This window comes from Salmonella sp. 5800, assembly GCF_046558195.1.
Lineage (GTDB): Bacteria > Pseudomonadota > Gammaproteobacteria > Enterobacterales > Enterobacteriaceae > Salmonella > Salmonella enterica.
Window position 1 is genome coordinate 1 of record NZ_JBGDOX010000007.1, and the last position, 20706, is coordinate 20706.

Annotated in this window: 17 protein-coding genes and 1 pseudogene; 6 read left to right on the top strand and 12 right to left on the bottom strand. The window is 51.5% G+C overall.

Translation table 11 applies throughout. From position 1 onward, the window contains the following. The 3 genes and pseudogenes from ACLJZ5_RS13935 to ACLJZ5_RS13945 all read left to right on the top strand — a co-directional run. Positions 1-77 (top strand): annotated as a pseudogene (locus ACLJZ5_RS13935) (oxaloacetate decarboxylase beta chain); the annotation flags it as partial. Between the two features lie 134 nt (positions 78-211). Continuing rightward, entirely contained in the window at positions 212-1831 is a 1620-nt protein-coding gene (locus ACLJZ5_RS13940; protein ID WP_031617787.1) for a sensor histidine kinase, read from the top strand. 1 nt (position 1832) lies between these two features. Further along, positions 1833-2519, top strand: coding sequence for a response regulator (locus tag ACLJZ5_RS13945; protein WP_000377415.1), 687 nt, complete (start codon positions 1833-1835; stop codon positions 2517-2519). A 21-nt stretch (positions 2520-2540) separates the two neighbouring features. Here ACLJZ5_RS13945 and rihC read toward each other — a convergent pair whose 3' ends face one another. The 8 genes from rihC to ACLJZ5_RS13985 form a co-directional block, all read right to left on the bottom strand. Continuing rightward, positions 2541-3461, bottom strand: a complete 921-nt coding sequence (gene rihC, locus ACLJZ5_RS13950; protein WP_023993816.1) for a ribonucleoside hydrolase RihC — start codon at positions 3459-3461, stop codon at positions 2541-2543. Positions 3462-3476: 15 nt separating this feature from the next. After that, positions 3477-4679 (bottom strand): XAC2610-related protein, encoded by a 1203-nt coding sequence (locus tag ACLJZ5_RS13955; RefSeq protein WP_024797421.1) that lies wholly within the window; start codon positions 4677-4679, stop codon positions 3477-3479. Positions 4680-4878: 199 nt separating this feature from the next. Then, positions 4879-5829: a 4-hydroxy-3-methylbut-2-enyl diphosphate reductase gene (gene ispH / locus ACLJZ5_RS13960; RefSeq protein ID WP_001166428.1), complete on the bottom strand. Its 951-nt coding sequence runs from the start codon at positions 5827-5829 to the stop codon at positions 4879-4881. Between the two features lie 2 nt (positions 5830-5831). Beyond that, positions 5832-6281, bottom strand: coding sequence for an FKBP-type peptidyl-prolyl cis-trans isomerase (gene fkpB / locus ACLJZ5_RS13965; protein WP_000047269.1), 450 nt, complete (start codon positions 6279-6281; stop codon positions 5832-5834). 154 nt (positions 6282-6435) lie between these two features. Beyond that, positions 6436-6936 (bottom strand): signal peptidase II, encoded by a 501-nt coding sequence (gene lspA, locus ACLJZ5_RS13970; RefSeq protein ID WP_000042736.1) that lies wholly within the window; start codon positions 6934-6936, stop codon positions 6436-6438. Continuing rightward, positions 6936-9770 (bottom strand): isoleucine--tRNA ligase, encoded by a 2835-nt coding sequence (gene ileS, locus ACLJZ5_RS13975; protein ID WP_001563101.1) that lies wholly within the window; start codon positions 9768-9770, stop codon positions 6936-6938. Before ileS ends, lspA begins: the two co-directional genes overlap by 1 nt. Before the next feature lie 44 nt (positions 9771-9814). Next, positions 9815-10753 (bottom strand): bifunctional riboflavin kinase/FAD synthetase, encoded by a 939-nt coding sequence (gene ribF / locus ACLJZ5_RS13980; RefSeq protein WP_000767311.1) that lies wholly within the window; start codon positions 10751-10753, stop codon positions 9815-9817. Between the two features lie 7 nt (positions 10754-10760). Continuing rightward, positions 10761-10976 carry a DUF2575 family protein gene (locus tag ACLJZ5_RS13985; RefSeq protein ID WP_001538903.1) on the bottom strand — a complete coding sequence of 72 codons (216 nt, stop codon included), beginning with the start codon at positions 10974-10976 and terminating at the stop codon, positions 10761-10763. 105 nt (positions 10977-11081) lie between these two features. Between ACLJZ5_RS13985 and rpsT the strand changes: the two genes are divergently transcribed. The 3 genes from rpsT to ACLJZ5_RS14000 all read left to right on the top strand — a co-directional run bounded on the left by rpsT (position 11082) and on the right by ACLJZ5_RS14000 (position 15253). Further along, the gene (gene rpsT, locus ACLJZ5_RS13990; RefSeq protein WP_001518655.1) at positions 11082-11345 is read left to right on the top strand and encodes a 30S ribosomal protein S20; all 264 of its coding nucleotides are present in this window, start codon (positions 11082-11084) and stop codon (positions 11343-11345) included. Positions 11346-11800: 455 nt separating this feature from the next. After that, on the top strand, positions 11801-13174 hold the full coding sequence (locus ACLJZ5_RS13995) for an MFS transporter (RefSeq protein WP_000099988.1): 1374 nt from the start codon (positions 11801-11803) through the stop codon (positions 13172-13174). 39 nt (positions 13175-13213) lie between these two features. Next, positions 13214-15253 carry a TIM-barrel domain-containing protein gene (locus ACLJZ5_RS14000; RefSeq protein WP_024797420.1) on the top strand — a complete coding sequence of 680 codons (2040 nt, stop codon included), beginning with the start codon at positions 13214-13216 and terminating at the stop codon, positions 15251-15253. Between the two features lie 54 nt (positions 15254-15307). Here the strand turns inward: ACLJZ5_RS14000 and nhaR are convergent, their stop codons facing one another. The 4 genes from nhaR to ACLJZ5_RS14020 form a co-directional block, all read right to left on the bottom strand. Beyond that, positions 15308-16207, bottom strand: a complete 900-nt coding sequence (nhaR, locus tag ACLJZ5_RS14005; protein ID WP_000062872.1) for a transcriptional activator NhaR — start codon at positions 16205-16207, stop codon at positions 15308-15310. Between the two features lie 61 nt (positions 16208-16268). Continuing rightward, a complete protein-coding gene (gene nhaA, locus ACLJZ5_RS14010) occupies positions 16269-17435 on the bottom strand; it encodes a Na+/H+ antiporter NhaA (protein ID WP_000681340.1) in 1167 nt (388 codons plus the stop codon). Positions 17436-17597: 162 nt separating this feature from the next. Then, positions 17598-19313 (bottom strand): aryl-sulfate sulfotransferase, encoded by a 1716-nt coding sequence (locus ACLJZ5_RS14015; RefSeq protein ID WP_024797419.1) that lies wholly within the window; start codon positions 19311-19313, stop codon positions 17598-17600. A gap of 126 nt (positions 19314-19439) precedes the next feature. Continuing rightward, positions 19440-20693, bottom strand: a complete 1254-nt coding sequence (locus tag ACLJZ5_RS14020; RefSeq protein WP_077914018.1) for a cytoplasmic protein — start codon at positions 20691-20693, stop codon at positions 19440-19442. Positions 20694-20706 lie beyond the last annotated feature (13 nt).

Below are 20706 nucleotides of genomic sequence, written 5' to 3' on the forward strand. Positions count from 1 at the left end.
TGGGCCCGAACGTGGCCGGGGTGATTGGCTCGGCCATTGCGGCGGGCGTGATGCTCAAGTACGTGCTGGCGATGTAATAGTGGATGGGATACGCATGTCGTATCCCATTTTCATCCAAATTTTTTCTGAAAGAAAAGTAAGTATGAACTGGTTCAGGTTCCGGTGATGCCGAATGCAAGAAAATACCGTAATTAAATATCTAAATACCAATATGTTTATACGGGAAATTACACGCTGGTTTGCCAGACGCTCGTTTCAAAACCGGATATTTCTACTGATCCTGTTTACATCCACCATCGTGATGCTGGCAATCACCTGGTATCTGACCGATATCACGAAAGAGCGCCTGCATTATCAGGTGGGCCAACGTGCGCTTATTCAGGCAATGCAAATATCCGCTATGCCAGAATTAGTTGAAGCCGTAGAGGCGCATGATTTGTCACGCATCAAAGCGCTGATTGACCCAATGCGCTCGTTTTCGGATGCGACTTACATTACCGTTGGCAACGAAAAAGGTCAGCGACTGTATCACGTCAACCCGGATGAGATCGGCAAATATATGGAGGGCGGCGATAGCGACGACGCGCTGTATAACGCTAAAAGCTACGTATCGGTGCGCAAAGGTTCATTAGGCTCTTCCTTACGTGGTAAATCCCCGATTCAGGACAGTACCGGTAAAGTCATCGGTATTGTTTCCGTCGGCTATACTCTGGAACAGTTGGAGAGCTGGCTTAACTTACAAATCAGCTCGTTGCTGTTCCCGATGGCGTTACTGCTGCTGGTACTGTTGTACTGCGCCCGCCGCTTCTCGCTGCATATTAAAAAGCAGATGCTTAACATGGAGCCGCAGCAGCTTTCACAACTATTAATTCAGCAAAGCGTGTTGTTTGAGTCGGTATTTGAAGGGTTGATCGCCATTGACTCCCATCACCGTATTACCGCCATTAACCAAACGGCTCGCCGCTTACTGAATCTGAGCCAACCGGAGTCTGAACTCATTGGCTATGCAATCCACCATATCGTGTTGCCGGAGGCCTTCTTTTACGATGCGCCGCAAAAAAACAAAAAAGATGAGATCGTCACCTTTAACCAAATGAAAGTCATCGCCAGTCGCATGGCGGTCATTATTGACAGCCAGCCTCAGGGCTGGGTTATTAGCTTTCGCAACAAAGACGATATCAATACACTCAGCCTGCAGTTAAGTCAGGTGCGGCAATACGCCGATAACCTGCGCGCCGTGCAGCATGAGCATCGCAACCTTATTTCCACCATTGCCGGACTGCTGTTCCTGAAGCGCTACGATAATGCGCTGGCGCTGATTCAGCAGCAGTCGGAAAGCCACCAGAAAGTACTCGATTTTATTTCCCATAATTTCCGTGACCACCACCTTGCGGGGCTATTAATCGGTAAATATTATCGGGCAAAAGAGCTGGGGCTGGAGCTGATTTTCGATCCTTCAAGCTTTGTTGAACACCTGCCGTCATCGCTCTCGCATAATGAATGGATTTCGATTGTTGGCAATTTATTGGATAACGCCTATAACGCCACCCTGCTCAATCGCGAAGGCTCGCGACAGATTGAGTGCCTGATCAACAGCGAAGGTAATGAAGTCATTATTGAAGTTGCCGATCAGGGATGTGGTATTGACGAAAATATCCGCCAGCATATTTTCGAGCGTGGAGTGACCACCCACAACAACGGCGATCACGGAATTGGATTATGGTTGGTGCACAGCTACGTCAAGCAGGCCAATGGCGACATTATCGTCGATAACAATAATCCTTTTGGCACCATTTTTACCCTCTATATCCCTTTTACCAGAGAAGAATAACATGGATAGCATTACGACACTCATCGTTGAAGACGAACCGATGCTAGCGGAAATCCTGGTGGACACCATCAAGCTTTTTCCCCAGTTTTCAATCGTCGGCATCGCAGACAAACTGGAAAGTGCAAAGAAGCAAATACGCCTCTATCAACCACAGTTAATTCTATTGGATAATTTTTTACCCGATGGCAAAGGGATCGATTTAATTCGTCATACCATCAGCACCAACTACACGGGGCGAATTATTTTCATTACCGCCGACAATCATATGGATACCATCAGCGATGCCTTACGCATGGGCGTATTCGATTATCTGATTAAGCCGGTACATTATCAGCGCCTGCAACATACCCTGGAGCGGTTCACCCGTTACCGCAGTTCATTACGTTCCAGTGAGCAGGCAAACCAGACGCACGTTGATGCCTTATTTAATATCCAGGCCAAAGAACAAACCGCAGAACCGAATAGCGGACTGCGGGGAATTGATGAAAACACCTTCAACCGGGTACGACAAATATTCGCCGACCCGCAGGCAGTACATACAGCAGACACTCTGGCGCAAATTCTGGGCAGCAGTAAAACCACTGCCCGACGCTATCTGGAACAAGGCGTGAAAAATAACTTTCTCGAAGCGGAGATCAGCTACGGGAAAGTGGGCAGGCCGGAGAGACTCTATCGCGGCAAAGTATGAGATTATGGCGCCAACATGTAATTACGGCGCATAGGCAAACACCTCAGCCACCCACTGACGAAAACCGTCCACATCCAGCGCCAGCGCCACCTGCGCGTTGGCGGGCTGCCCCAGACGCCCTTCAATATCTACCACCGTGGTACCGGCGGTATATTGCCCCTGCGTTTCTACGGCCACAAAACAGGATTGCAGGGTAAAAAGCTCCGGACGCACCAGCCAGGCGATCGCGCAGAGATCGTGCATCCGGACGCCAGTGCGCATACTACCGCTGCGATAATGGTTGAACAGGCTGTGCAACATCTTACCGGTGCGATTCAGCGCGGGCAGTTTACTCAGAAAATCTGGCGAGAGCATTGCCTGATTGGTGACGTCCAGCCCACACATCACAATCTCCAGACCGCTGCGGAACACCAGCGCCGCGGCCTCCGGATCGACAGCAATGTTAAATTCAGCATTAGGCGTAAAATTGCCGCGCCCTGCGGAACCGCCCATCAACACCAGACGGCGAATGTTACACGCACACTCCGGATAGTGCATCAGTAGCAACGCAATATTGGTCAATGGCCCAATCGCCACTAATGTCATGGGCTCCGGGGCGTTCATCAACACATCCCGGATAGCGATAAACGCAGGCTTCGCCAGCGGTTGGCGCTGATGGTCGACAAAATCATAGCCTTCCATACCGGATTCGCCGTGGACGTATGCCGCATCGCGTAACGGACGCAGCAGCGGCGTCGCAGCCCCTTGTGCAAGTGGCACATCGGCGTCCCAGAAATGCAGAAGCTGCAACGCATTACGGGTCGTTTTTTCAACGGAAACATTGCCTGCGACGGTGGTTATCAGTTGCAGATCAAGCTCGGGGGCAAACAGCGCAGCGGCAATCGCAGCCGCGTCATCAATGCCCGGATCGGTATCAAGAATAATGTGTAGGGATGCTGTCATTAATGCTCTCCTGACCTATTGTTTTATATCTTCATACTCAGCGCGACTGATACAGGTATCAGGCACATCGTCATCCGTCACCAGACGCGGACTTAGCTTATTACCTTCGACAAACGGAACTAATGGGCAAAAACGCCCTGGCGATACTTTGTTTTCCTGCCACTGAATATCAAGCGATTCGCGCTCAGCGCCGGGTTTTTCTGCCTGAATCACGGTACGAATATTATCGGTTAGCCGAAAAGGTTGACACGTCTCATCAAGGCTAAAAGGCGGCGCCAAATGACCATTTTTACGTACGAGCGGATAAATAATACGCCCATCAGCGTAGGAAGGTATCACGTAGCAGTTATACATTTTGCCTTTGCTTATCACAGGCTGAAAGTAGCTTTCACCGCGATCGATCAGTTCAATCGTTTTTCCTTTCCAGCGATACACATTGACGCCATGGCTGCAGCAACCGCCGCGCCAATAGCTGACAATCTGTTTATGTTCAGCATCGATCTCTGGTGAAGTGATTTCCTGATAAGACGCTGGCGCATCAACATAACGCTGTTTGGCGGGGTCATAGAGCCATGTTTGTACTGGAGCATCCGGCCCAGCAAGTAACTCTGTTACAATCGACAGATCCGGGTAGCCATCAAAATTGACATCCCCCCATTGAGGCATAAACGGGCTACAAGTGCCCACCGAGGCGGTATCTAAGGTCTGTATGAGTTTACCATCACGGTATAATTTTATCGCCGAAATGGCCGGCGTATTGCCGCAATCAATCTCTTTGGAAGGGTCGTAACCCCCTGCATCATTCGTGTTCGTGACCAGCACAATATCAAGGGAGTTTTTAGGTTTGAGGTAGATAAGAGCAACAGGAAAATGTCGTTTTTTATCTGCGGACGTCCATTCGCCTTTAATCTCACTGCTGGAGATTTCCGCATTCCAGTAACCCGAAAGCGCCTTTACGCGTTCTTCAAGATGTACCTCTTTATCCTGGAGCGAGCCGCGTAGAACAATCACTGCCTTGTGCTGATTGCAAGGTTCATAGCAGTAATACCCATTAAGAGAGTTACCAAATCGCGTGATATTAACGTTTACCGATTTCCCCGCGATAGTCCCGGTATAGTTTCGCTCCCAGGCGGGTAGCTCCAGCACCGTGGCGCTTGCCACGTCCATCCAAAAGCCGATGGCGAGTAACGTTGCCAATCCATATTTTATTTTGCCCATTTCCCTTATCCCTGTAGGCATTACAACCCAAAAACCAGCAACGATTGTGCTGGTTTTTCAGATGAATAGCAAAAAGGTGGGGCATTAGCAACGGATGACAACTACGCCTTATTTTTCCTGTCGCACATTGAATATCAAAAGAAATTCTTAAGATCTGGTCAGCGTAGCGTCATCAGGCAGATTTCTGAATTATGAAATCTTATTCGACCTCACGAACATCCACACGCAGCTCTTTCGGCACTTCGAAAACAATATTTTCTTCGCGCCCCTCAAGCGTGACAGCTTCGCCGCCGCCAAACTCGCGCAGACGCGCAATAACATTCTGCACCAGAATATCCGGCGCGGAAGCGCCAGCGGTGACGCCGACGCAGGCGGCTTCTTTCACCCACGCCTCCTGGATATCCGCCGCATCGTCGATAAGAAACGCGGTTCTTCCCATCCGTTGGGCCAGTTCCGCCAGCCGGTTAGAGTTAGAAGAGTTTTTCGAGCCGACCACCAGCACCACGTCAGCCTGCTCCGCCAGCGCCCGCACCGCTTCCTGACGATTAGTAGTGGCATAGCAAATATCGTCTTTGCGCGGGCCGACGATTTTCGGAAAGCGTTTACGCAGCGCATCAATCACATCGGACGTATCGTCCACGGAAAGCGTGGTTTGCGTCATGAAGGAGAGCTTGCCTTCATTTTTGACATTCAGCGTCCAGACGTCCTCTGGCGACTCAACCAGATACATCCCCCCTTCCGGGTTGCTGTACTGGCCCATGGTGCCTTCCACTTCCGGGTGCCCGGCGTGGCCGATGAGAATAGATTCCTCACCGCGACGGCTGGCGCGCGCCACTTCCATATGGACTTTCGTCACCAGCGGGCAGGTGGCGTCAAAAACGGTAAGATCGCGGCTTTTCGCCTCGTTACGCACCGCCTGGGAAACCCCATGAGCGGAGAAGATCAGAATGGCGCCATCCGGCACTTCGCTAATTTGCTCTATAAAGATCGCCCCGCGCTGGCGCAGGCTGTCCACTACATAGCGGTTATGCACGACTTCGTGCCGAACGTAAATTGGCGCGCCGTAAATAGCGAGCGCATTTTCAACAATGCTGATAGCGCGGTCTACCCCGGCGCAAAAACCGCGTGGGTTGGCCAACAGGATCTGCATGTTTATGCCTCCAGCGCCGGATCGATTTCCAGCACTTCAATATCAAAGTGAACGGTATGCCCGGCCAGCGGATGGTTAAAATCAACGGTAATCGAGTCGCCGTTGATTTCGCGAATCACGCCAGGCATTTCGCTGCCATCCATTGCGGTAAAAAGCATAATCGCCCCGACTTCCGGTTCGCCCGCCGCCATAAACTCACGGCGCGAGAAATACTGGATCAAGTCCGGACTGGGGACGCCAAACGCGGCGTCAGGCTCCAGCGAAAACGCTTTCTTTTCCCCTTCTTTCAACCCCAGAAGCTGCTGCTCCAGACCTTCGGAAAGCGAGGTATCGCCAAGACGGAACAGGGCTGGCTTGCCGTTATTGCGGGTAGATTCCGCCGTTGAGCCATCATCCAGTTTCAGGGTGAAGTGAACGAGGATCGCGCTGTTGCTCTGTACGGATTTAGACATGCAAATTGCTCACGTGTTTTGCCCGGAGGCACAAAGAACGATAAAACCGTAGGCCGGATAAGGCGTTTTCACCGCCATCCGGCACCACGTTTGCCTGATGGCGCTGCGCTTATCAGGCCTACAAAACCGGATAAGCGCCACCCGGTATTTACGCTTATGCCTGTTCTTTCGCTGTCGGCTTCGGCAAAAAGCCTTCCAGTACTATCAGCGCCGCGCCGATACAGATCGCGCTATCGGCAAGGTTGAACGTCGCGAAATGCCAGTCGCCGACGTAAAAATCGATCATATCGACAACGAAGCCGTGCCACAGACGATCGAACAAATTCCCCAGCGCGCCGCCGATGATTAACGCATAAGCGATGTTATTCAGCTTCTGCGTCGCTTTCGAGCGATACATCATCACCAAAAGAATTACGCAGATCCCTATCGCAATCCCGGCAAAGAACCAGCGCTGCCAGCCGCCGCTATCCGCCAGGAAGCTAAAAGCCGCGCCGTAGTTACGCGCATAATGCAGATTAAGCGACGGGAACAGCCCTACCGTATCCCCCAGAGCGAAATTCTGGAGGATCAGGTATTTGCTGCCCAAATCGATAATCAGCACGACTACTACCAGCCATAGCCAGCGTAGTCCTGTTGAACAGAGTGGTTTACTCATCAGGCAAATTTACGTTGTTCGCCATTACCGGCGATGTTGCTGACACAGCGTCCGCAGATATCTGCATGTTCCGCCACCTTGCCGACATCAGTAGTGTAGTGCCAGCAGCGCGGACACTTATCACCCTCGGCACGCGTTACCACTGCCTGAACTGTCGTATTACCAGCATTGTACTGAATATTTTCATCATCAATACCCCCCGCTTGCTCAGAAATCACGAACTGGGAAGTAATGAAGATAAATCTGACCTCTTCACCCAACAGTTTCAGCTTCTTAATCGTACCGTTAGCATCGTCAGCATATTTCAGCGTCACTTTTGCTTCCAGGTTCGATTTGATGCCATTGGCTTTCTGATTTTCCAGCTCTTTGTTGACCTGGTCCTTGATATAGCGGACATCGTCCCAGAATGCGTCATTAAATTCTTCATTCTCTTCCAGGCCAAACAACCCGTCGTACCATTCGCCGGTGAAGACATATTTTTCACGCTCGCCCGGCAGGTAGCCCCAGATTTCATCAGCCGTGAAGGACATGATCGGCGCCATCCAGCGAACCAGCGCCTCTGCGATATGATACAGCGCAGTCTGGCAGCTACGACGCGCGACGCTATCGGCCTTCGCGGTGTACTGGCGGTCTTTGATGATGTCGAGGTAGAACGAGCCCATTTCAACGGAGCAGAAGCGCATCAGGCGCTGTACCACTTCATGGAAGTCGTAAGCTTCGTATGCCTTCAGAATCTCTTGCTGCGCCGTTTTCGCGCAGCCCACCGCCCACCTGTCCAGCACCACCATCTCTTCCGGTTTGACCATATCGGTAGCCGGATTGAAGCCATTGAGGTTCGCCAGCAGGAAGCGCGCGGTATTACGGATACGACGATAGCTGTCGGCGGCGCGTTTGAGGATCTCGTCAGAGACCGCCATTTCGCCGGTATAGTCAGTAGACGCCACCCACAGACGCAGGATATCCGCGCCCAGTTTATTCATCACATCCTGCGGCGATACGGTGTTACCGATGGACTTGGACATCTTGCGCCCCTGACCATCGACGGTGAAACCGTGAGTCAGTACCTGGCGGTATGGCGCTTTGCCTTTCATCGCCACGCTAATCATCAGGGAGGACATAAACCAGCCGCGATGCTGGTCAGAGCCTTCCAGATACATATCGGCAGCGTGACCGGCGAATTCCGGACGTGCGTCAACCACGGAGTAACTGGTGGAACCGGAATCAAACCAAACGTCCAACGTATCCGGAACTTTCTCGTATTGATCAGCATCTTCGCCGAGGATCTCTTTCGGGTCGAGATCCCACCATGCCTGGATACCGTCAACTTCGACGCGTTTCGCCACCTCTTCCATCGCCGCCAGAGTACGCTCAATCGGCAGTAGCTCCTGCGTTTCTTTATGCACGAACAGCGACATCGGTACGCCCCAGGTACGCTGACGTGAGATACACCAGTCAGGACGGTTAGCGACCATTGATTCAATACGCGCCTGACCCCAGTCCGGGATCCACTGAACGCCTTTGATCTCTTTCAGGGACTGTTGACGAAGCCCTTCTTTATCCATGCTGACGAACCACTGCGGGGTCGCGCGGAAAATGATCGGCGTTTTGTGACGCCAACAGCACGGATAGCTGTGCTGCATTTTTTCGACATGCAGTAGCGCGCCTTTTTCTTTCAGCAGTTCAATAACGATATCGTTCGCTTTGAAGACGTTAACACCGTCAAGCGTTGGATATGTGCCTGGCAGGTAAGCGCCGTCCGGCCCAACCGGGTTAGCCGTTTCCAGGCCATACTTTTGACCGATCACGTAGTCATCCGGGCCGTGACCAGGGGCGGTATGTACCGCGCCGGTACCGGCGTCCAGGGTGACGTGATCGCCGAGGATCGCCGGCACGTCAAAGCCCATAAACGGATGGGTAAAGCGCAGCAGTTCCAGCTCCGCGCCTTTAACTGTGCCGAGAATGGTGTATTCAGCCGCGCCAATACGCTGCATGACGCTTTCAACCAGATCTTTCGCCAGAATCACCGCCTGGCCGTCAATCTGCACCAGCGCATAATCAAAGTCCGGCGCCAGGGAGATGGCGCGGTTAGCCGGTAGTGTCCACGGCGTGGTGGTCCAGATAACCAACGAGATCGGGCCGCTCACGCCCGGCAAACCAAACTTCGCTTTCACCGCATCCTGATCGACGGCGCGGAACGCCACGTCGATAGACGGCGACGTTTTGTCGTAATATTCAACTTCCGCTTCCGCCAGCGCGGAACGGCAGTCAACGCACCAGTGCACCGGCTTAGCGCCTTTGTGCAGATGACCGTTTTTGATAATTCTGCCCAGCGCGCGGATGATGTTGGCTTCGGTTTTGAAGTCCATGGTCAGGTACGGATGCGACCAGTCGCCCAACACGCCCAGACGAATGAAGTCCTTACGCTGGCCGTCAACCTGAGTGGCGGCATATTCGCGGCACTTGGCGCGGAATTCAGCGGCAGTAAATTTCTCGCCCGGCTTACCGAACTCCTGCTCGACTTTCAGCTCGATAGGCAGACCGTGACAGTCCCAGCCCGGCACGTAAGGCGAGTCAAATCCCGACAGTCCTTTGGACTTCACGATAATGTCTTTCAGAATCTTGTTAACTGAGTGACCAATATGAATGCTGCCATTCGCATATGGAGGGCCATCATGCAGAATGAAGGTTTTTTTGCCTTTTTTGGCCGCACGAATGATGCCGTACAGATCATCATCGGTCCAACGCGCCAGCATTCCCGGTTCACGCTTGGCGAGGTCGCCGCGCATCGGGAACCCTGTTTCCGGCAAATTCAGGGTCGATTTATAGTCACTCATCAGATTCTCGGTTCCGTATTTCGGTTTGATAAACACCGTCAGGATTACACCTGCCCGGCTAGCCCAAAAAACTTGCGGGCCGTTAACTCATCGCGTGCGATTTGCGCTTTTAGCTCATCAAGCGACGCAAATCGCTGCTCATTACGTATCTTTTTACGCAGTATTACATCTATATGGCGACCGTAGAGGTCCATTACAACGTCCAGCAGATGCACTTCCAGTTGTTGACGCACGCCAGCCACCGTTGGACGAGTGCCAATGTTCGCTACGCCGGGTAACGGCTTATCGCCAAGCCCGGTGACTTCCACCGCATAGACCCCTTTTACCGGGGAGACCTGACGGCGCAGCGGTAAGTTCGCCGTCGGGAAGCCAATGGTACGTCCCAGCTCGTCGCCATGAACGACACGCCCGGAAATAGTAAAGGGATGTCCCAGCAGGCTTTCGGCAAGCGCCAGGTTATCTTCCGCCAGCGCCTGTCTCACTGCGGTACTACTGATACGCACGCCGCCTTCACAAAAGGTTTGGGTGCTGGAAACCGCAAAACCATACTCCGCCCCCGCCTTCTGTAATAACAAGAAATCGCCCGCGCGGCTAGCACCAAAGCGGAAATCATCGCCGACGGCAAGAAATTGCACGCCAAGTCGCTCCACCAGCAGTTCGCTGATAAACGTTTGCGCCGTCAAAGCGGCAAAGCGGCGATCGAATTTCACGCACAGCACATAGTCCACGCCGCACTGCGCAAGGTAATGCAGTTTTTCACGCAGGCGCGTCAGGCGGGCGGGCGCTTTATCCGTCGCGAACAGCTCCAGCGGCTGCGGTTCGAAAATCATGACCACCACCGGCAGACCGCGTCTGCGTCCTTCTTCCTGCAAACCCTGCAGTAGAGCGCGATGCCCCCGATGTACGCCGTCGAAATTACCAATGGTCAGCACACACCCATGCGGGGCCTGACTGAGATTATGTATGCCGCGTATCAGCTTCATGTCTGACTCAAAACAGTGAAAATCGCAAGAGTATACCTTGTACAGCGGTCAAGGTTAACCGACTATTGCCCTGAGGAAACATAAAGAAGATGCTTTTCATCGCCATGCGGCAAACTCCGCCCCAAAACCCGCCGCTTAATGCAATTTTTCTCATGGAAAGGCTGTATTCACAGCACGCAAGCTGGTAGAATCCTGCGCCATCACTACGCAACGAGTGCTGCAATTTAAACGGCGCTTATTTGCACAAATCCATTGACAAAAGAAGGCTAAAAGGGCATATTCCTCGGCCTTTGAATTGTCCATATAGAACACATTTGGGAGTTGGACCTTGGCTAATATCAAATCAGCTAAGAAGCGCGCCGTTCAGTCTGAAAAGGCTCGTAAGCACAACGCAAGCCGTCGCTCTATGATGCGTACTTTCATCAAGAAAGTATACGCAGCTATCGAAGCTGGCGACAAAGCTGCTGCACTGAAAGCATTTAACGAAATGCAACCGATCGTGGACCGTCAGGCTGCTAAAGGTCTGATCCACAAAAACAAAGCTGCACGTCATAAAGCTAACCTGACTGCACAGATCAACAAACTGGCTTAATCGCCTGCTTGTTATCAGCTTTGTAAAAAAACCCGCGTAAAGCGGGTTTTTTTATGCCTGCTATCTGCCGTTTTGCTCGTCAACCGCTGGCGCTGATCTCACTCGTTCACGCTCTTACTAATCAGCCTATTTTTTCAGCTATCCCTCCCTTAGTCACATAATACTTGAAAGTTATTTTCTTTCACTGTTTTCCTTTTTTTATTTCATTACTGAAAAAATTGTGACCATCTTAGCAAATAAAAACATCGCTCATTCAAAAACTAATAAACGCAATCCTGATGTAAGATTTGATAATTGATTGATGCCGTCGGGTTAACTACTTTTCATGTACACCTTACTCACTCATTTTAATCTGAGGTTAAATTCAGAAACGACATAAAAATAATATTTAAAACTTGCTTAGAAAGTAGAGGTTGTTTTTCTGGGCGTATCGTACCAATATCGGAGTTATCATTATGAGTTCTGTCATTGAGGATACCCAGCCTTCCGGGTCAGCATCATTGTCTTTACTACAGCGTATTAGCTACGGCTCTTTGGATGTGGCGGGTAATCTGCTGTACTGCTTCGGTTCAACGTACATTTTATATTTCTACACAGACGTTGCGGGCATTAGCCTTGCCGTAGCAGGCGTTATCCTGCTGCTGGCGCGTATTATCGATGGCATAGATGCCCCCATATGGGGGATCATCATCGATAAAACGCGTTCACGCTACGGTAAATGTCGTCCCTGGTTTTTATGGTTACCGCTGCCTTTTGCGGTATTCAGCGCGCTGTCATTTTGGTCTCCTGATATCAGTATGACAGGAAAAGCCATCTATGCAGCAATATCTTATATGATTGCCAGCATTCTATTTACCGGACTTAATACACCACTCAGTGCAATATTACCCCTGATGACCTTATCTCCCAAGGAAAGACTGGTTTTAAATTCCTGGCGAATGACCGGTGGGCAAATTGGGGTTTTATTAATGAACGCGACCGCCTTGCCGTTAGTCGCTTTTTTAGGTAACGGTGATGATCACGCTGGTTTTATTTATACGGCAATTACGTTTGCCATTATATCCTGCGCGCTAACGCTCTTTGCGTTTAAAAACATTCGAGAAATGGATACGGATAAAATACAGCATGAACCTAAGTTGCCGATGAAAAAAAGTTTCGCGGCGATGAAAGGTAACTGGCCGTGGATCCTGATGGTGCTGGCTAATCTGATCTTCTGGATTGCCCTACAGCAGCGCAACACGACCATTGTCTATTATCTGACCTACAACCTCGACCGTAAAGATCTGGTACCGCTGATTAACAGCCTGGCGACGATTCAGATCCTGTTTATCATCGCTATCCCCTTCTTTAGCAAATACCTGGCTAAAACCTGGATATGGGTAGGCGGTCTGCTGGTCGCCACGTTTGGCGGCGTCATGATGTGGCTGGCAGCGGACAACATTACTTTCCTCATCGCCGCCTGGATACTCGGCAATATCGGCAGCGGTATCGCCTGCTCAATGCCGTTTGCCATGCTGGGCTTCGCCGTTGATTTCGGCGCCTGGAAGACCGGTATTAAGGCTACCGGCATTCTTATCGCCTTCGGCAGTACCTTCTGCATCAAGATGGGTAGTGGCCTCGGCACCGCTTTCGCCGCCTGGATCATGAACAGTTTTGGCTATGTCCCCAACCATGCTCAGAGTGCTGCGGGTCTGGAGGGAATTATCTGGGCCTTTATCTGGGCACCCGCCCTACTCTTCGCGCTCGCAGCGATCCCACTACTTTTCTTTCGCAAATACGAAGCGATGGAAGAGAAGATTCGCCACGATCTGGAAACCATCAACTCATAACGTTCTTTACCTTCACCCTCGAATATGGGAGGCACCACCATGCCATTTATGCAACAAGACCCGCGTCGTCTGGTCTGGCAGCAAAACGATCGCTATTTATGGATTGAACCCTGGGGCGAGAACAGCCTGCGCGTACGCAGCGGCCGTCATCTGCCGGTAATGAGAAATGAAGACTGGGCATTGACTGAGCCAGTCGCAGAAAGTCAGTGCCACATTGATTATGAGCACCACCAGGCAACGCTGACCAACGGCAAAATTATCGCTATCGTCAATCAAAAAGGACAAGTTACCTTTTACCGCCATCCACACAAACCCCTGTTGCAGGAGTTCTGGCGCCTGCGGGGCGAAATTGGCGAGGATGAATCATCTCACGGCCAGTACGTCAGCGCACTCAACCTTGAGGGACGCGAGTTCCGCCCTATTCAGGGTGGGAAATATTCACTGAAAGCCCGCTTCGAAGCCACCGAAGGGGAAAAAATTTATGGTATGGGGCAGTATCAACAGGCCAACCTGGATCTCAAAGGATGCGTGCTTGAGCTGGCGCAACGTAACTCCCAGGCCTCAGTACCGTTTATGCTCTCCAGTCTGGGCTACGGATTTTTATGGAACAACCCGGCAGTCGGACGCGTAACCTTTGCCCAAAACGTTACCGAATGGGAAGCGCAGGTCAGCGAACAGTTAGACTACTGGATCACGGCTGGCGATACCCCGGCAGAAATTAGCCGGGCTTACGCGCTGGCTACCGGCACGCCGCCGATGATGCCGGACTACGCCATGGGCTTCTGGCAGTGCAAACTCCGTTATCGTACACAGGAAGAGCTGCTGGAGGTCGCCCGCGAATATAAGCGTCGCAATCTGCCTATCTCAGTGATCGTTATCGACTTCTTTCACTGGCCGAATCAGGGTGACTGGATGTTCGATGCGCGCGACTGGCCCGATCCTGATGCCATGATTGCCGAGCTGAAATCGCTGGGAATTGAGCTGATGGTCTCCGTCTGGCCGACGGTGGATAACCGTACCGAAAGCTATCGGGAGATGCGCGAAAACGGCTGGCTGGTACAAACGGAACGTGGCTTGCCGATCAATATGGATTTCCTCGGCAACACCACTTTCTTTGATGCGACTCATCCGGGTGCGCGCGACTACGTCTGGGGCAAAGCCAAACGCAACTATTACGATAAAGGCGTGAAGTTATTCTGGTTAGATGAAGCCGAACCTGAGTTCAGCGTTTACGACTACGACAACTATCGCTACCATGCCGGGCCGGTACTGGAAGTGGGCAATATCTACCCACGTATGTACGCTAAAACCTTTTTTGACGGCATGAAAGCCGATGGCGAAGACCAGGTTATCAACCTGCTACGCTGCGCCTGGGCCGGCAGTCAGAAGTACGGCGCACTGGTCTGGTCAGGTGATATTCACTCCTCGTTTAGATCGCTGCGCAACCAGTTTGCCGCCGGACTTAATATGGGAATCGCGGGGATACCGTGGTGGACGACGGATATCGGCGGTTTCCATGGCGGTAATATTCACGACCCGAAATTCCATGAATTGCTGATTCGCTGGTTTCAGTGGGGCGTCTTTAGCCCGGTGATGCGTCTGCACGGCAACCGCGATCCGCAGATTTTACCCGCACAACCGTACCGGGATGGTATCGCCCAGTGCCCTACAGGTGCGCCGAACGAGGTCTGGAGCTACGGTGAGGAAGTATGCGACGTACTGACAGGTTGCCTGGCGTTGCGAGAAAAACTCAAGCCCTATATCAAAGCGCTGATGGAGGAAACCCATAAGTACAATACGCCAGTGATGCGCCCCCTGTTCTTTGAATTCCCCGAACAGGAAACAAGTTGGGCAATCACCGACCAGTATTGTTTTGGTCCTGACCTGCTGATCGCCCCCGTCATGCATGAAGGTATGCACGAACGTGATGTCTGGCTACCGGAAGGGGAAACATGGACGGATCTTGCGACCGGTGAAAGCTATTCAGGAGGGCAGACGCTGCAGTACGCTACGCCACTGAACAGAATTCCGGTGTTTATCCGCGAAGGTGGACAGTACCGTAGCCTGCTGAACTTGTAGAATGATTCCGGCTGCGGGCTAGTTCCGCAGCCGGAAGTATTACGGTAGGTATGTCTACTGTAGTTTAAACAATGCCGAGTAGTCCGCATTGCAAATACGCTGCACCGCCGGATGCTGGATCATTCTCTCGGCAAAAATCGCATGATATTCTTCCATGACATTCTCCACGCGCCCAATCTCTATTACCGACTCATCGGCATAAAAATCCAGTGAATAAAGGCTCGGCGCCACAAAAATCGCATCGTGCGTCGCGCCAAACGCCTTCATTAAGGCCGCGTCATCAAATTCACCGAGGATCTCAACCTGCAACCCCTGCGAATTAAACCAGTTCAACAACTTACGCCCCAGCATTGAGCGACGTCCCGGCACCAGCAACCGTCGCTCTTCCAGGCAGGCAGGGAACGCTTTTTCAGGAAGCGGATTCGTGCACCAGAAACTGACGCTGCATTCGCCGATTTTGACTGAGAATAGCCCCTCCTGCTGCGTGGAATCTATCGGGCAGTCGGAGATAATCATATCCAGCTTGTGCTGGCTGAGCTGTTCGAGCAACATTTCGTGCGTGGACTCGAAGCAACGCAGATGTATGGGTTCGTCCACCACCACCGCCGCATCCAGAACGCTGCTGACCAGACGCTTGGATAAAGCATCGGCGACGCCGACATCAAACAACAGGTTTGATTCTTTGCGGTAATTGACGATATCCAGCATCTCCTGGCTTAGCGTAAACATTTTGTCCGCATAGCGAAAAACCAGCTCGCCCAGTTCGCTGGGCTCAAGACCGCGTCCCTTACGTTTAAATAGCTTCCCCTGTAAACGCTCTTCCAGGGCTTTAATTTGACCCGTAATGGTTTGCGGCGTCAGAAAAAGCGCCTCTGCGGCACCCACGACAGAACCTTCTTTATAGACATGCCAGAAGTAATAAAGATGGTTGTAGTTAATATGAGACATGCTCATTCCTCTCCCTGTTCAATGTCGCAAGGGAGCGATTCATCGCTCCCCCTTTCCTTCGTACTGGTTATGCCGGCGCGTTCAAACGCGCGCGCAACCAGCTATACCCGACCACTGCGGAGAGCAATGAACCAATCAAAATGCCCAATTTCGCCCAGTTAATAAGTTCCGGATCGACATTGCCAAATGCCAGGCTGGCGATAAAGATGGACATCGTAAAGCCAATGCCACACAAAATGCCGACCGCCATGATTTGCTGATAAGTGGTCCCCTGCGGCAGATGCGCCAGCTTGAAACGCAGCGCCAGCCAGCAAAACAGGCTAATCCCCAGCGGCTTACCAATCAGCAGACCGGCAATAATTCCCAGCGGCAGCATGGAGGTCAGACCGTCAATCGTGACGCCCTGAAGAGAAACGCCGGCATTCGCAAAAGCGAAGAGCGGCAGGATCAGGTACGCGACCCACGGATGCAGAACATGCTCCAGACGCTTCGCCGGCGAGCGACCGTGTTTTTCTTTCAGCGGAATAAAGAAGCCGACAATGACGCCTGCCAGCGTCGCGTGAACGCCGGACTTCAGTACCGCCGTCCACAGCACTGCCCCGACCAGAATATATACCCCAGTCCGTCTGACGCCGCACAGGTTCAGCAGCGCCAGCACGGCAATCGCGAACGCCGCCACGCCCAGCGAGACGATAGAAAGATCGCTGGTATAAAACAGTGCGATAATAACGATGGCGCCGAGATCATCGATGATCGCCAGCGCCATCAGGAAAATTTTCAGCGCCAGCGGAACCCGGCTGCCCAACAGCGCCAGCACGCCCAGCGCAAAGGCGATATCCGTCGCGGCAGGAATAGCCCAGCCCTCGCGAGTGACCGGATCGGAGTAGTTAAAGGCCAGATAGAGCAATGCCGGTACAATCATCCCGCCGATGGCGGCAATCACCGGAAAAGCGGCCTGGCGCAGACTGGCTAACGAGCCTTGCATCAGTTCGCGCTTAACTTCCAGGCCAATCAACAGGAAAAACACGGCCATCAGCGCATCGTTGATCCACAACAGCATGTTTTTGTTGATTTCAAGCGCCCCAACCCGTAGCTGAACCGGCGTCTCCAGAAAATCATGATACCATCCACTGGTCGCGCCCATATTGGCCATCAGCATAGCCAGCGCAGCGGCGATGATGAGAATGATGCCCCCAGAGGCATCGCTGCTAAAAAATCGGTGCAGATGTTTCACTTTTTATTCTCTCAATCAGGTGAATTCTTCGAATCTACTATCTTACCTCGCCTGACTCATCGTTAAAATTAGATTATATATGATGAATAGCTCGTTTTTTACGAAATGAAGTCCGACTTACGCCGGACTTTTTTAGTGCAGTCAGTCATTGATGATAGACCGCTACGCGTACAGATCCATTTTATACACCCGGAAACTGGTAATATCGTAGCGATAGCCTTCCCCGTTCGTTTCCGCGTTTTTGTAGTAACCTGACGTCATGGTCGCTTCAAAAAGCACGGTTTTCTCCGTAGGCGCAATCTCCTGTAAAATTAGCAGCCCCATCGCCTCGCTGCCCGCCTGCGGATCGATAATATCGCTCTCGCCAGGCTGGCAAGAGATGGCGCGGCCATTTTCATCAAACGTGCAGTCGGCAAAATGCACCACAATATTGCCATTTTGTTGGATCGCTTTCGCGCTAACGCAGCTACTGTAGCCACGCGCGCCCAGCTCCTTGCCGTATTCAAATGGCCGCATAACGGTCATCTCATTCATATTCACCACGAAATGGACAATGCGACTGTAGTTATCCGGCGGTAACAGGCTTTTGCTGTCATCACGTGAACGGTAATTACCGTTATCAAATACCATAAACTCCACTATACCCGGCGTATTATTGGCGATTTCAACGACGTTATGCTGGCCCCACGTCCAAAAGTCACGGTCAGCCGCGTCGATATCCTCCTGTTTGCTAAAGTCGTAAAGCGCCACACCTTCACTGTCGACCGGGGTTAAAAGATAAGGCTGATAAGCGTCGTCCCAGTCTTCATGCGTTGACAAAATAAAGCGTAACGCTTGCGTTTGCAGATCGACGCCAAACACCGCGCTCTGATGACGCCCGGACGCAATTAACAACTTATTCGTCTCATTCACGTAGCTCTGGTTTATATGCAGCCAGTCTTTAACCGTCGGGTCTTCTCCCGGCGCCGTACCTGAAGGACGGGAAACCCGCGTCGTATCCAACACCTTCGCCATATCGTAGTAAGCGGTCTCCAGCCCGGTAGTCAGATCGACAACCGATACGCCGTCTTCATTGGTTTTCAAATCGTCGGGCCGACCCGAGGTATATTCAGAGGGCGCAACAATGGTATTGCTGTCCCACGGCCAGATAGAATGGTGAAATTGATTATCGAGATTATAGAATGTGTGAAGACGCCCCATCATGTCGAACTCATACATATCCAGATAGGTATTTTTCGCTTCTGAAGTGGTGAGGAAATGGCCATTATCAATTCGAACAAAATTATAAGACGGATAATCCTGAGTAACGTACCAGCGCACCAGACCATTCTGATCTAATGCGTAATTATAGCGATCGAAATGCGTAATAAAATAAAACCCTGGCGCCATCTTGTCCGCATCGGTAGCAGGTTGCGTCACGTTGATAATCGGAAAACCTAATACGACTTCCGCGGAATCTACCGGCGGTAACGGCTGTGTGGTGAGTGTATAGACAGCAAGTGGCGCATCTGCCTGAGAAAAGACAATATGGTTTTCAGTCTCCGCTACCAGCCCCAGAACCGGCAACAGATTTGCGCCTGGCGTAAGGGTGTAAAGATGTTCTATCGGCATCGCCGTTTTTGCCGCATCCTGGACCGTGACCATGATCTCAGCTGATTCCAGACTCCAGACCCCGGCATAAGCGCTTAAAGGCGCCGTGCCGTAAGGGTCTAACAACATGAGCGCATTTTCTACCGTATTCTCTTGCGTGACCTGCGTAAGGCAATTTTCATAAATAGCAGTATGGTTAAGCACCATTTCATTATTGATATCGATACCCTGATTAATCGCCGGACGCGGCGCAGGAAGGACAACAGACGTTGCAGTTAACGTATTCATGATAAATCTCCAGTGTATTAATCTCATCGCCCCTCATGGGGACCACGAAAATTAATACTCTGGATTTTTAAGCCGTCCGAATAAAATACCGCAACAACACCTCATCACACTTTTTATTTTAGCAATTCAGTTACGTGAAGCGTTATATTCAAATTTTAGGTAATCCAGTACGGCAACAACATTGCCAGGAGACATCCGGTTAAGATGCGGCAGGAAGGGATGGTTGTGAACATAGCGAATAAACGCCGTCGCGCTATTTAACGTCGCATGGCGTAACAAACTCACCTTTTTATTTCCTGTGAGATTGCATACTGCCATCGCATAATCCCGTGTGGAAAATGTACGCCAGACGTTGTTGCGAATTCCGCCGCTCAAAAACAACCGCGGAGGGAGATCGCGCTTGGGCGGCGTAACGCCTCTTTCACGCACAAACGAAATATGGCAGCGACCCTGACGAAGATAGCTAAAATTCGCCATCATACAGCCGCCCAGAATGAAGCATTCGTGATCGAGATAATGCTGGACATTCAGGGAGCGCTCATCCGTCAACGCCTGAACCAACTCAAAATGTCGATAAGCAGGTAATACGGGTTTTACTAACATCCCCGGATCGTTTTTATATAAAATGGCGGGGCCGTAATCTACATCAAATAATACATTGCGGCGCATGGTCAGCGCCTCTTTTCGCTGCACCAGATGCGCCAGCGTGCCGGATGGGAGCCGTTCTTCGTAATCAGAATGATACTGATAATCCGCCTCCACCGGTTGTGCGGAGTAATTCGTTGAGATCGCGACGACCTTACCGCTCTCTTCTTCCGCCGTCACCAACACGTATAAGCTGCTGTCGCCGCCGTTAAATTTCACGCGAAACGCCCGCGTGCTCATAGCGATGTCAAACGCGGGAAACACAAAATCGCGTTCCGCTTGATTAGCACGACGGGACAGTTTTTGTAATTCGCGGCTAAAACCCGTGCTGTCTATCACCAGCGCCGCCCGTATTTCAACTAGCGACGCTCCTTCGCCAATCAACGTGGCAAGGTTCTCTTGTCTGGCGTCGCCCCTGATAGCGGTATAGGAGATGAACGTTTTATTACACTGGCGGCAATACATACGCCGTTCACCTTTAGTGGAAAAACCATATTTTTTCAGCGACGTCCCGCCACAATGCGGACAGGACTTCACCAGACCTTTCCAGGATTGATTCGCCGCCTGGCGAAAAAGATTAAGCGATCTGGCTGAGATAATGGGGAACAAAAAACCGCACGCTCGACAGAGAACATTTTTCCCTTGCGGTAGATAGTCTGGACTCTCCAGAATCCCCAGATTTTTGCAGCCGGGCGTTTTGCAAGCATCGACATTAATGTGAGAAAACATATTCACTCCCTGCGAATAC